The organism is Halomonas sp. HNIBRBA4712 (assembly GCF_043558675.1).
Classification (GTDB): Bacteria; Pseudomonadota; Gammaproteobacteria; order Pseudomonadales; family Halomonadaceae; genus Vreelandella.
This window is the reverse complement of record NZ_JBIFXR010000005.1, coordinates 57,688-70,771: the sequence shown is the minus strand read 5'-3', so window position 1 is coordinate 70,771 and position 13,084 is coordinate 57,688. Positions and strand designations below refer to the sequence as shown.

General features: G+C 60.9%; 12 protein-coding genes. 9 read left to right on the top strand and 3 right to left on the bottom strand.

The features are described 5' to 3' along the window. The first annotated feature begins 10 nt into the window (after positions 1–10). A complete protein-coding gene (locus ACGK9R_RS11205; protein ID WP_144981268.1) occupies positions 11–919 on the top strand; it encodes a LysR family transcriptional regulator in 909 nt (302 codons plus the stop codon). A gap of 42 nt (positions 920–961) precedes the next feature. Here ACGK9R_RS11205 and ACGK9R_RS11200 read toward each other — a convergent pair whose 3' ends face one another. The 3 genes from ACGK9R_RS11200 to ACGK9R_RS11190 form a co-directional block, all read right to left on the bottom strand. Continuing rightward, positions 962–1,483 (bottom strand): gamma carbonic anhydrase family protein, encoded by a 522-nt coding sequence (locus ACGK9R_RS11200; protein WP_394581253.1) that lies wholly within the window; start codon positions 1,481–1,483, stop codon positions 962–964. A gap of 72 nt (positions 1,484–1,555) precedes the next feature. After that, positions 1,556–3,751 (bottom strand): TRAP transporter permease, encoded by a 2,196-nt coding sequence (locus ACGK9R_RS11195; protein WP_394581250.1) that lies wholly within the window; start codon positions 3,749–3,751, stop codon positions 1,556–1,558. Positions 3,752–3,921: 170 nt separating this feature from the next. Then, positions 3,922–4,893, bottom strand: a complete 972-nt coding sequence (locus tag ACGK9R_RS11190; RefSeq protein WP_394581631.1) for a TAXI family TRAP transporter solute-binding subunit — start codon at positions 4,891–4,893, stop codon at positions 3,922–3,924. Between the two features lie 378 nt (positions 4,894–5,271). Between ACGK9R_RS11190 and ACGK9R_RS11185 the strand changes: the two genes are divergently transcribed. The 8 genes from ACGK9R_RS11185 (at position 5,272) to ACGK9R_RS11150 (ending at position 13,058) form a co-directional block, all read left to right on the top strand. After that, positions 5,272–6,129 (top strand): MaoC family dehydratase N-terminal domain-containing protein, encoded by an 858-nt coding sequence (locus ACGK9R_RS11185; protein WP_394581248.1) that lies wholly within the window; start codon positions 5,272–5,274, stop codon positions 6,127–6,129. Next, positions 6,129–7,292, top strand: a complete 1,164-nt coding sequence (locus ACGK9R_RS11180) for an acyl-CoA dehydrogenase family protein (protein WP_394581246.1) — start codon at positions 6,129–6,131, stop codon at positions 7,290–7,292. The genes ACGK9R_RS11185 and ACGK9R_RS11180 overlap by 1 nt, the downstream gene beginning before the upstream one ends. A 97-nt stretch (positions 7,293–7,389) precedes the next feature. After that, on the top strand, positions 7,390–8,790 hold the full coding sequence (locus ACGK9R_RS11175; protein ID WP_394581244.1) for an MmgE/PrpD family protein: 1,401 nt from the start codon (positions 7,390–7,392) through the stop codon (positions 8,788–8,790). Positions 8,791–8,824: 34 nt separating this feature from the next. Further along, positions 8,825–10,027 carry a CaiB/BaiF CoA transferase family protein gene (locus ACGK9R_RS11170; RefSeq protein ID WP_394581242.1) on the top strand — a complete coding sequence of 401 codons (1,203 nt, stop codon included), beginning with the start codon at positions 8,825–8,827 and terminating at the stop codon, positions 10,025–10,027. A 12-nt stretch (positions 10,028–10,039) separates the two neighbouring features. Beyond that, entirely contained in the window at positions 10,040–10,873 is an 834-nt protein-coding gene (locus tag ACGK9R_RS11165; RefSeq protein WP_394581241.1) for an HpcH/HpaI aldolase/citrate lyase family protein, read from the top strand. 17 nt (positions 10,874–10,890) lie between these two features. Then, positions 10,891–11,310, top strand: coding sequence for a PaaI family thioesterase (locus ACGK9R_RS11160; RefSeq protein ID WP_144981294.1), 420 nt, complete (start codon positions 10,891–10,893; stop codon positions 11,308–11,310). Positions 11,311–11,340: 30 nt separating this feature from the next. Next, complete coding sequence (locus ACGK9R_RS11155; protein WP_394581238.1) at positions 11,341–12,090, top strand: electron transfer flavoprotein subunit beta/FixA family protein; 750 nt, start codon at positions 11,341–11,343, stop codon at positions 12,088–12,090. 41 nt (positions 12,091–12,131) lie between these two features. Continuing rightward, positions 12,132–13,058 carry an electron transfer flavoprotein subunit alpha/FixB family protein gene (locus ACGK9R_RS11150; protein WP_394581236.1) on the top strand — a complete coding sequence of 309 codons (927 nt, stop codon included), beginning with the start codon at positions 12,132–12,134 and terminating at the stop codon, positions 13,056–13,058. The last annotated feature ends 26 nt before the right edge of the window (positions 13,059–13,084 follow it).

Sequence of the window (13,084 nt, the reverse complement as noted above, 5' to 3'; positions counted from 1 at the left end):
GAGCATCGCCGTGCATTTTGATATTGCGGATCTGAAGCTGTTCATACACGTGGCCGAGGCCTCCAGCCTGACCGGCGGAGCCAAACTGGCGCATCTTTCCACCGCGGCCGCGAGTACCCGGATAAAATCGTTTGAAGGCCAGCTAGGGACGCGCCTTTTCTACCGGGGCAGCCATGGGGTGGAGCTGACACCCGCCGGCCATAATATGCTGCACCACGCGCGCACCATCATGCGCCAGGTCGATTACGTCAAAAGCGATTTCTCCAACTACAGCAGCGGCGAATCGGGCCACATTCGCATTTTTGCCAACACCGTGGCGGTGACCGAGTTCATGCCCGAAGTGCTGGCGAGTTATTTGAGTAGCCGCCCGGGCATCACCATCGATCTCAAGGAGCGGCTCACCCGGGATATCTTTCGAGGGGTGCTGGACGGCGCGGCGGATTTCGGGGTGACCTCCGGTGAGATAAAAACCAAAGGGTTGGAGATACTGCCCTTTAGCGTCGACCGCCTGGTGGTGGTCGTGCCCAAGGGGCATTCGCTGACGCGCGCCGAGAAAGTCCATTTCAGGGAAACGCTCACCTACCCCTACGTGGGGCTTCACGACGGCAGTACCTTGCTGGAGTTTCTCAAAAAGGAGGTCAGCGAGTACGGGCAAACGCTGCCGCTGCGTATTCAGGTCTACGGGTTCGAAGCCGCTTGCCGCATGATCGAAGCGGGCGTGGGCATCGGTGTCATCTCCGAATCGAGCGCTCTGCGCTATCAAAAGACGATGCAGCTGGAGATCGTGGCGCTGCAAGACGCCTGGGCGACTCGCGAGCGCTCTGTCGTGGTGAGGGAGTTCGAATCCTTGCCCGAAGCGGCGAAAAGCCTGATCCGTGAAATCCGCAATCACCACCACTATGCCGGCGAGCCGCGCTAGGCGGGGCATATGGCCATGGGGTAGGCGGGCGCCGAGAATTGATCAACAGGGAACGAGTGCGGCTAATGAGCGCTTGGCCAGCGCCATGTAGCGTTGGGTTGCTTCGCGCTTTTTGTCGATTTCTCGCTGGCTCAGGGGTTTGTGTACTTTGGCGGGCACCCCCATCACCAGGGATTCAGCGGGGCAGGAGAAGCCCGCGCGCACCATGGCGCAGGAGCCAATGATGGAGCGGGCGCCGATCACGCTGTTATCCATCACGACAGCATTCATGCCGACCAGTACATCCTCTTCGACAAGACAGCCGTGCACCACGGCGCCATGGCCGATATGCCCTCTGGCACGGATAATGGTTTCCGAGTCTATCGTGCCGTGCAAGACACAATTGTCCTGCACGTTCGCATCATGTTCGATACGAATATGGCCGAAATCCCCTCTGAGGCTGGCCCCGGGGCCTATGTAGCAGCCATCGCCAATGATCACGTGACCAATGATCACCGCGGTCGGATGAACATAAGCACTGGCTGATACGATCGGTTGATGGTTTTCAAAACGGTAACATGTCATACCCGTTGCCTTTCTAGCGGGCAGAGCCCCGGAACAGCGGGCTCTGCCTCGTGACAGGGAAATGGCTTCCGCTCATTCGCTCAAAGCGGTTTGAGGCGGGCGCTTGCTCACTCGAACCTGGTAGCCGATCACCAGCAGGCCCAGCGCAATGCCGATGAGATCGGTCGTGATGCCGCCAGCCAGCATCGTCAACCCGGCGATCAGCGCAATCGCGCGTAACGCCCAGTTGAGCGAGCTCAAAAGCCACGCTTGAACCGCCGCCGAGAGAAGGTAAATCCCCACCGACCCGGTGATGACGACCCGGACGACATCCAGCCAGTCGCCCTGCATCAAAATGGCCGGGCTGTAGAAAAATATGAAGGGCACCACGAAAGCCGCCAGGCCAAACTTGAACGAGGTCAACGAGGTTTTGAGCGGGTCGGTGTTGGCAATCGCGGCCGCCGCGTACGCGGCCAGCGCGACCGGCGGCGTGATGGAGGAGATCACGGCATAGTAGAAGACGAAAAAGTGAGCCACCAGCGGCTCGATACCGATCTGCTGAAGCCCCGGTGCAATCACGGAGGCCGCCACCGCGTAGGCGGCCGTGGTCGGCATGCCCATGCCCAGCAAAATGCTGATCATCATGGCGAAGAAGAGCGCCAGAAATTGGCTGCTGTCCGCGATATCGAGCAACAGCGAGGCAAAGCGGGCCCCTACGCCGGTCAACGCGATCACCCCCACGACAATCCCCGCGCAGGCGCAGACCGCGACCAGGGGAATCACCATGCGCGCGGAGAGCGCCAGAGCGCCGAGGATGGCCCTGGGCCCCATCCAGTGAGGTGTTAGCCAGGAAACCATGGCGGCGGATACGAGCGCCAGCGTACCCGCTCGAATGACGGAATATCCCATGAAGAGCGTCGCAATCAGGATGATGACCGGCATGAACAGGTAGGCTTGCCTTAACAGAGGGCGCAAGCGCGGAAGCTCTTGGCGGGCAAGCCCCCGCATCCCCTTGCGCTGGGCCTCCAGGTCGACCATGAAATAGATGGAAAGAAAGTAGAGAGTGGCCGGGATGATCGCCGCGATGGCGATATCGGTATAGGCAATCCCGGTGACCTCGGCCATGATGAACGCCCCCGCGCCCATGATGGGCGGCGCGATCTGGCCGCCGGTAGACGCCGCCGCTTCGATGGAGCCGGCGCTGCGGGCCGGGTAGCCGACCTTGCGCATCAACGGAATGGTCAGGCTACCGGTCGAGACTACGTTGCCCGCCGAGGTGCCATTGATCATACCCATCAAGCCCGAGGCGAAGACCGCGACTTTCGCGGGCCCGCCGCGCGAGCGGCCCGCCACGGAAAACGCGAAGTTGACGAAGTACTCGCCCACCCGCGATTTTTGTAAAAAAGCGGCAAACGTAATGAACAGCACGATATAGGTCGAGGACACCGCGATGGTGGGGCCCAGAACGCCGTTATCGGTATACAGATAGGTGAAAAAGCGGGCCGGTGCATAACCGCTATGCTCAAAAATACCGGGCAACCAGGGGCCGATGAACGCGTAGAGGATGAAGACCCCGGTAATCACCACCAGCGCCATTCCCGCGACCCGGCGAGTGAGTTCCAGAATCAGCACTATCCCGGCCGCCGACATGAGGAAATCCAGCTCGCCGGCCATGGCCGTGCCGGCCATCAAGCGCCAACGAGATAGCGATAGAATCAGGTAGCCCGCAATACTGAGCGCCAGAATTCCGAGTGCCAGATCCGACAGGTGAAGGCGCTGACGGTTGCCGGCACAGAAGTAGCTTCCCAGCAGCGCAACGCCGAGACCCACGGCGGTGACCCAGCCGAGCTGGCTCTGCACCCACGCCTGGTAATCCGCTAACGCGCCATGGCGCACCTGCCACCAAAGCGTGATGACCAGTAGCGCGGCATAGGCCGCGATCAGCAGTGCCGATCCCCCCAACGCCTTGCCCGTGAAGCTTGCAGGGGAGGCGTCTGTGAACCGGCTGGTGGCACCGAGGATCCAGAAACCGATCGCCAGCCCAGCCGACACGTGAATGATGCGGAACATCCAGGTTTCGATGGGCTGAATGTTGAGCACGTAGAGATGAAACCCTATATACAAAAAGCCGATGACAAACATGAAGCTGGCGGACAGGCCGCTCAGCAGACGCTCGTTACTGGCGGGGTGAATTTCATCGACACTGGCGGTGTCGAAGGTGGCTTTTTCAGGGTCTTTCTGCCCGGATGGCTCCACTGCGGAAAAGCCGTTACTAGTCTCTTTGCTCATCATGGCACCTGAGGGTTGCCGTCGAGGTGGCGCTCGAAGGGGTATGATTGGATGAGAGTGGACATGAAACCGTCGCGGTTTCCGTTCAGGCTTTTAACCGTGCGGCAACGCAGCGCTTGCCACCCCATAGGCAGCAAGCGGCGTGCGGCACGAAAAGCGCGATGTGGCTCTTACGATGAGCCGTCCAGTTCGGCCGGGATGTCATACCCGTGCTCTTCAAACCATCGCACCGCGCCCGGATGAAAAGGAATCGAGTTGTTGTAGACGATATTTTCCGGCAGGGTTTCAGCGGCCGCCCCATGGACTTGCAGCATTTGCTCGTGATTGCTCATGACCACATCCACGATGGCGTACACCAGCGATTCGGGCATGTCCTTGTGGGTAATGGCAAAGTTCCATAGCGAGACGGTGGGGATATCTTCCTCGATCGACCGATAGGTACCGCCGGGTACCGTTGCCGGTGAAAGGGCAGGGAAGGCTTCGAGGATCTGAGCGATCTCCTCCTCGTTATAACTGAAGATGTTGACATCCGCCTGCGCTTCCAGCTGGCTGAAAGAGGCGATGGGGAGTCCCGCGCCGAAGGCGAAGGCATCGATCAGGTTATCCTGTAGCTGCCCGGCCTGGTCGGAAGCGCCGCCCTGGAGGGTTTCGACATCGTACCCGAGCGCCTCGAAAAGCCTGGGGTGATACTCGTCGTTGGTGCCGCCGGCCGGGCCAACGCCCACGCGTTTGCCCGCCAGGTCCGCCACGCTGCTGATACCGGAGCCTTCCAGGCTGACAATGTGCAGTGCCGTTTGATACATGGGAAACATGGCACGCACATCGCTGTGGGGGTCGTTGGGCAGCAGCGGGCTGTTACCTTCCATGGCATCCAGCGCGGGGCCCATCGTGACCATGCCGAAATCGTGCTCGCCGAGTTGAACCATGCTGACGTTTTGTACCGGCCCGCCGGTGATTTCGGCGCCGATACGCGTTCCCAAGTGCTGGTTGGCGAGATTGGCCCACCCGGAACCGTAAATATAATAAGTGCCGCCCTGGCTTGCGGTACCCATGGTCATGCTATTGGGCCAGTCAGCGCGATCGTCTGCCCCACTATTCAAGGAGCAAAGTGAGAGTGCCGTAATGCTTGTCACGAGTATCATGTTTTTCATGAGTAAGTCCTGACGCCGTTTTGTTGTTGAGATAAGCAGCCATGGCACCTGATAAGGCGCGCATGGTTAACGCTAAAAAACGAGACTGCAACAACGCCTCACCAATGAGAAGTTGGAATTTCCAACCCCCCCTTTTAGTTTTCTTTAATAAGACCTTGGTCTAGTGGGAAACAGGGTTTATCAAGAGTGCTTAGCAATTAAGTTCGAGTCTTTTGTTTTTATTTATTTGTTTTTCAAGCGAATTGTTTTTGATTTAGGGTAAGTCTAAAGCCCCGTTATCCTTTTTTTGATTCCTGTGAAATTTATCTTTCAGGCATGCTGATCACCCTAACGAATAAATAATGATTGTCGTGAGAAAGGGAGCTCAGCATGCCCCAGCTCGATACAACACCATCCAACGGTGAAAACTCACCCTGGGTCGGTAAGCAAGAAGAGAAGCAGGACGTTATTTCACTACAGCTGTCGGTGCGCCTCGCCGCCCTGTTCGGTGAAGCCTGCCCCGAGGAGGGGCAGCCGCTGCCCTACTTGTGGCATTGGGCGTTCTTTCAATCCCCGGTGGTCGAAGCGGAGCTGGGTGAGGATGGCCATCCCGCTCGGGGGCGTTTTCTTCCCCCCGCCGAGAACCGGCAGCGCATGTGGGCCGGCGGGCGCGTCACGTTCCATCAGCCGCTCATCGTCGGCCAGCGGGCAACGTGTCGTTCCACCATCCTGGCGGTGAAAGAGAAGCATGGTCAGACCGGCTCGCTACTCTTCGTCACCGTCGAACACCGGTATTTCCAGGGCGATGCGCTGTGTATCAGCGAAGAGCAGGATATCGTCTATCGCGAACCCAGCCCGCCCAAATTGACCATCGACAGAACATTGCCTGCGCTTGAGTGGACCGACACGATCCAGCCGACGCCCGTCATGCTCTTTCGCTACTCGGCGGTCACCTTCAACGGCCACCGTATTCATTACGACTACCCCTATGCCACTCAGCAAGAGGGGTATCCGGGGCTGGTCGTACACGGGCCGATGATCGCCACGTTGGTGATGCGCAGTATTACCCGCCAGCACCCGCACCACTCCCCCGCAAGACTGAGCTACCGCGGCTTGCGTCCGCTCATTGCCGATACGCCCTTCTCTATTGGAGGAGTGGCCGATGGCGCCCGGACCTGTTCGGCATGGGCGTTCAATGATCAAGGTCCCGCGCATCAAGCGGACGTCACCTTCAAGGAGAGTCACTAATGTTCCATCATGATCCGGAGTCCCTGGAAGCGATTCGCGATGGTGTACGCGCGCTGTGCGCGAATTTCGATGAGGCGTACTGGCGCGGCGTGGACGAGCGCAAGGCCTTCCCCGAAGAGTTCGTGGATGCGCTGACGGAGGCGGGCTGGTTGGCGGCCATGATACCCGAGGAGTATGGCGGCTCGGGTCTGGGGCTGACGGAAGCCTCGGTCATTCTGGAGGAGGTGAACCGCTGCGGCGGCAACTCCGGCACCGTTCATGGGCAGATGTACAACATGTTCACCCTGTTACGCCACGGCAGTGAGGCGCAGAAACGCGAGTATCTGCCCCGGATTGCCGCCGGAGAGTTGCGCCTGCAGTCCATGGCGGTCACCGAGCCCACGACCGGCACCGACACCACCAAAATCAAGACCACGGCGGTGCGTCAGGGCGATAAATACGTCATCAATGGCCAAAAGGTCTGGATCTCGAGAATCCAACACTCGGATCTGATGATTTTACTGGCGCGCACCACCCCGCTGGATCAGGTCACGCGCAAATCGATGGGGATGTCGATCTTTCTGGTCGACCTGCACAAGGCGATCGGTGATGGCTTGACGGTGCAGCCGATCGCCAACATGGTCAACCATGAAACCAACGAGCTCTTCTTCGATAACCTGGAAATTCCCGCCGACAACCTGATTGGTGAGGAAGGAATGGGCTTTCGCTATATTCTCGATGGCCTGAATGCCGAGCGGGCGCTGATCGCGGCCGAGTGTATTGGCGACGGGCGCTGGTTCATCCAGAAAGCGAGCCAGTACGCGCGTGACCGCGAGGTCTTCGGGCGCCCGATTGGCCAGAACCAGGGCGTACAGTTTCCCATCGCCCAGGCGCATATCGACGTCGAAGCCGCGGATTTGATGCGTTGGCGTGCCTGCCACGAATACGACAGCGGTCAATCGGTCGGAGCCAGTGCCAACATGGCCAAGTATCTGGCGGCGGAAGCCTCCTGGAAGGCGGCCAACGTCTGCCTGCAGACGCACGGCGGCTTCGGGTTCGCGGCCGAGTACGATGTCGAGCGCAAGTTCCGCGAAACCCGCTTGTACCAGGTCGCGCCTATTTCCACCAACCTGATTCTATCCTACGTCGCGGAGCATCTGCTGGAGCTGCCGCGCTCATTTTAATCCCCTTTCGCATTTGCCCTCGGGATGGCCGGGTTTGGCAATGTGCCGCGAAGGCCTTGAGCGCCGCTATGTCACGGGTGCTGCATAGGAGATGGTCATGACAAGTACAACCAATGAGCTCGCGACCTTTCTCGCGGAGCTTCGCTACGACGACATTCCCACCGAGGTGGTGGATCGCTGCGAAGAGCTCTTTCTCGACTGGTTGGGGTCGGCGCTGGCGGGTAAAGGCTACCCCCCCATTCCCCTGTTCGAGCGGTTCGCCCAGCGCATGGGGCCCGCGTCGGGCCGCAGTGAACTGTTGACGCTGAGCGCGACAACGTCGCCCTATTTTGCCGCGTTCGTGAATGCCGCCGCCTCGCACGTGGTGGAGCAGGACGATTTGCACAACTCCTCGGTGCTGCACCCCGGCACCGTTGTCTTCCCCGCGGTGCTGGCGGCGGCACAAAGTGAAGGTAAGTCCGGGCGCGAGCTGATCCTGGCGGCAGTGGCCGGTTACGAAGCGGGCATTCGTATCGGCGAGTTTCTGGGGCGTTCGCACTACACCGTCTTTCATACCACCGGTACGGTGGGCACGCTGGCGGCGGCGGTGGGGGTCGGCAAGCTGCTCAATTTCTCGGCGGAGGATTTTCTTCATACGCTGGGCAGTGCGGGTACCCAGGCCGCCGGGCTATGGGAGTTTTTGCGCGATGGCGCGGACTCCAAACAGCTACATACCGCTAAAGCGGCGGCCGATGGTTTGTTGGCGGCCTACATGACCGCGGATGGCTTGACCGGCGCCCAGCGCATTCTGGATGGCAAGCAGGGGTTGGCGGCGGGCATGTCCAGCGACGCGAACCCCGCCTGCCTGAGCGATCGGTTAGGGCGCCGTTGGGCGCTGGCGGAAACCTCCTTCAAGTTTCACGCCTCGTGCCGCCACACCCATCCCGCCGCCGATGCCCTGCTCGTCATCTTGCAGCGCGAAAACCTGTCGCATACCGATATCGCGGCGGTCGATACCCATGTTCACCAGGCGGCGATAGACGTGCTCGGGCCGGTCGAAACCCCGACGACGGTTCACCAGGCGAAGTTCTCGATGGGAACGGTATTGGGCCTGTTGGCCGTGCATGGCAGTGCCGGTTTGGCGGCGTTTCAGTCCGCCGCGCTTCAAGACCGGGAGGTCGCGGCGTTCCGGCAGCGGGTGCGTATGCACCTGGATGACGAAGTGGACAGCGCCTACCCCCATAAATGGATTGGCAAAGTCGTGGTGACGACCCACCAGGGCGGGTGCTTCGAGGCCACGGTCCATGATCCCAAAGGCGACCCGGGTAACCCACTGACCCGCCCGGAGCTCGAGCAGAAATTCAAACGCCTGGTGAGCTTCTCCGACGCGGTGAACGAGCGGGCCTGCCAGCGGCTGATTGACGTTGCCTGGGGGGTAAGAGAGGCCGCCACGATCCCCTTATTGCTCACGCCTCGCCGGGCGCATGGGGGTGCAAGTGTGGCCTCCATCACGGAGTAAGCGGCGTTAACGTTCAATGATCAAGGAGTGCACCATGACCAAGGCAGCGACGCTTCGGCCGTTGGAAGGCGTTACCGTTTTAAGCCTCGAGCATGCCATCGCCGCCCCCTTCTGCACGCGCCAGTTGGCCGATCTGGGGGCGCGAGTCATCAAGGTAGAGAGACCCCGAGTGGGGGATTTTGCGCGTCAATACGATGAGCGGGTCGATGGGTTGGCATCGCATTTCGTGTGGACCAACCGCTCCAAGCAGAGCTTGACGCTCGATGTCAAAGCCGCCGGGGCGGATGAGGTGCTGGAGCGGCTACTTCAGGAAACCGATGTGCTGGTACAAAATCTGGCGCCCGGTGCCGCCGCCCGGCTAGGCCTCTCTTATGAAGCGCTGCACGAGCGTTTTCCGCGGCTGATCGTTTGCGATATTTCGGGCTATGGTGACGATGGCCCCTATCAGAAGAAAAAAGCCTATGATTTGTTGATTCAAAGCGAGGCGGGGTTTCTTTCCACCACCGGCCAGCCCGGTGAAGATGGAATGGCGAAAGCGGGATGCTCCATCGCCGATATCGCCGCCGGCATGTACGCCTATACCAATATACTCTCTGCGCTGATTCTACGGGACCGCACGGGAGAGGGCAGCCATATCGATGTCTCGATGCTGGAGAGCCTGGTGGAGTGGATGGGATACCCCATGTATTACGCTTATCAAGGCGCCGAGCCGCCGCCCCGCGCCGGAGCGTCCCACGCCACCATTTATCCTTACGGGCCTTTCCCCACAGGCGATGGTCAATCGGTCATGCTGGGGCTGCAAAACGAGCGTGAGTGGTCCGCCTTTTGCGAGGTAGTGCTGCAGGATTCATCGATCGCCCGGGATGCGCGCTTCGAGAGTAACGCCCGCCGCTCCGCCAACCGCGAGGCGCTGCGAGCACTGATATGCCAGGTGTTCGCGAGCTTGTCGGCACAGGACGTGGTGGTCCGCCTGGAGGAGGCGCGTATAGCCAATGCCCACGTCAACGATATGCACGATGTCTGGCGCCACCCCCAGCTGGAAGCCCGCAAGCGTTGGGTCAACGTGCATAGCCCTTCGGGGTCACTGCCCGCGCTACTCCCCCCTGGCCGCAGCAGTGCCTTCCACCCGCGGATGAGTGCCGTGCCCGGCCTTGGTGAGCATAGCGACGCGATTCTGGCGCAACTGGGTTACGACCACGAGCGCATCGCCGCTTTCAAAACCGCAGGCGTGATTTAACCGGAGAGTCCCATGCAACACCATCCACAGCGTTCGCTGCTCTTTGTGCCGGGTACGCACACGCACCGCATCACCAAGGCGCTGGATAGCGACGCCGACACCGTGATCGTCGATCTGGAAGACGCGGTGGCGCCCGCCGACAAGGCCACCGCGCGCGAGGCCCTCGCGCATTTTCTGGCGACCTCCCCGGAGGTGTCGTTGATCGTGCGAGTCAACGCGGCCACCCATGACGACACCGATCACTTCCAGCGCGACCTGACGCTCTGCACCGACTACCCCGCGGTCATGGGGATCATGCTACCCAAGGCGGAAAGTGCCGAGCAGGTGACGCTCGCCGCGCGCAGCGGTAAGCCCGTTTGGCCGCTGATCGAAACCGCGCGCGGGATTACCGCGCTGGCTGAAATCGCGGCCACCCCGGGGGTGGCGCGGCTGGTGTTGGGCGCTCTGGACATGACCACCGACCTGAACATGGAGCCGGGAAGCGCGGGAGCCGAGTCGGTGCTCGACCACTGCCGCCATCAATTGCTGCTGCATTCTCGTGCGCAGGCACTACCGCCGCCCATCGAGAGTGTCGTGCCGGAGATCCAGGACCTTTCCGCGGTGTCCCAAACGGCTAAAAAAGCGATGGAGATGGGGTTTGCGGGCATGCTGTGCATACACCCCCGGCAGGTAGCGGCGATTCATGCGGCCTTCACGCCGGACGACGCAGCGCTTGAGTGGGCACAGCGCGTGGTAGCACTGGCCGCCAAACAAGGGGGTGCCTTCCAGTTGAATGGCAAAATGATCGACGCGCCCGTGATTGCCCGTGCCGAAACGCTGATCGCCCGGGCAGCCGCCGGCCGCTAATCAAGAAGGCTCGGAGTATGGATCTAAACGTACTGCATAATCCGTTTATCGACATGTTGGGCGCACAGCTGGTGGAGTGGCAGCCGGGGCAGTGTACGTGGCAGTTGGCGCTGGCGGCCCACCACACCAATACCCAGGGCAGCCTGCACGGCGGGGTGATCGCCACGCTGCTCGATGTGGCGTGTGGCTACACCGGTTTCTGTCCCGAGAATGGTCAGCTGCCGCATCGTGCGGCCACCCTGTCGCTCACGGTGCAGTACATCGCCAAAGTCAACCAGGGAACGCTCGTGGCGAAAGGGCGCCTGCAGGGAGGTGGCCAGCGCGTTTTTTTTGCCGATGCGCAACTGCTCGCGGGGGATCGGCTCATCGCGACCGCATCCGGGACTTTCCGGCGCCATCGAGTATCGCCTGAAGAGGCCGTCATCACGGCGTCTTGAGCGCTTATTTCACGTTAATGGGTACTACTTATGAAAATCCTCGTCGCCGTTAAACGCGTCATCGACTACAACGTCAAGATTCGTGTGAAAGCGGACCACTCCGATGTCGACCTGACCAACGTCAAAATGGCCATGAACCCCTTCTGCGAAATCGCCGTGGAAGAGGCCGTGCGCTTGAAAGAGAAGGGGGTCGCAACGGAAGTGGTCGCCGTTACGATCGGACCCAAAGCCGCGCAGGAGCAGCTGCGTACGGCACTGGCGTTGGGTGCCGACCGCGCCCTGCATATCGAGACCGACGAGCGCGCCGAATCCCTCGCGGTTGCCAAATTGCTGGCCAAAGTGGTGGATGAAGAGCAGCCGGGCCTGGTGATTCTCGGCAAGCAGGCGATCGATACCGACAACAACCAGACCGGCCAGATGCTCGCCGCGCTGACCGACCTGCCGCAAGGCACATTCGCCTCGGAGGTGGCGGTGGACGGTGACAAGGTTCAGGTAACGCGGGAAATCGACGGCGGCCTGCAAACCATTGCCCTGACGCTACCGGCGATTGTCACCACCGACCTGCGCCTGAACGAGCCGCGCTACGCCAAGCTGCCGGACATCATGAAGGCCAAGAAAAAGCCACTGGATGTCAAAACGCCCGCCGACTACGGCGTCGAGGTCGCCTCCAGGGTCAGCCTGCTCAAGGTCGAATCCCCCGCCGAGCGCAAAGGCGGCACCAGGATCGCTTCGGTCGACGAGCTGGTCGACAAGCTGAAAAACGAAGCCAAAGTGCTTTAAAGCAGGCACTTGGTTAAAAGAGCCTTGAAAGGAGTTAACCCATGCGCATTCTGGTACTTGCCGATCTGCACGAAGGCCAACTGGCCGGCGCTACCGCCCACGTCGCCGCCGCGGCCTGGGCCATTGGCGGTGATATCGATATTCTGGTCGCCGGTGAAGGCGTCCAGGCGGCCGCACAGGCGGCCGCCACGCTCGACGGCGTCAACAACGTGCGCGTCGCCGACAACGCCGTCTACGCCCACCAGCTCGCCGAGCCCTTGAGCGCCCTGCTGGTCGAGTTGGCCGGCGACTACACCCACGTGCTGGCCAGCGCCTCCACTACCGGCAAGAATGTTCTGCCGCGTTTAGCCGCCCTCAAGGAGGTCAGCCAACTCTCCGATATCATCGCCGTGGAGAGTGCCGATACGTTCAAGCGCCCGATCTATGCCGGTAACGCCATTGCCACGGTGAAAAGCGACGACGCGCTGAAAGTCATCACCGTGCGCGCCACCGCCTTTGACGCCGTGGGTGGCAGCGCCAGCGCCAGCGTGGAAGCGGTGGACTTTACACCCGACAACGCCCAGTCCCGTTTCGTCGACGAGTCGTTGGCCCAGAGTGACCGTCCAGAGCTTGGTGGCGCCAGGGTCGTCATCTCCGGTGGGCGCGGTATGGGCAACGGCGATAACTTCAAGCTGCTGGACGGCATTGCCGACAAGCTGGGAGCGGCCATTGGCGCCTCGCGCGCCGCGGTGGACGCCGGTTTCGTGCCCAACGACATGCAGGTCGGCCAGACCGGCAAGATCGTCGCGCCGGAGCTGTACATGGCGGTCGGGATTTCAGGGGCGATTCAGCACCTGGCCGGTATGAAAGACTCCAAAGTGATCGTGGCGATCAACAAGGACGAAGAAGCGCCAATCTTCCAGGTCGCCGACTACGGCCTGGTAGGGGATCTGTTCGAGATTTTGCCGGAGCTCGAGAGCAAGCTGTAAACCAGGTCCCGATACGCTAAAGAGTC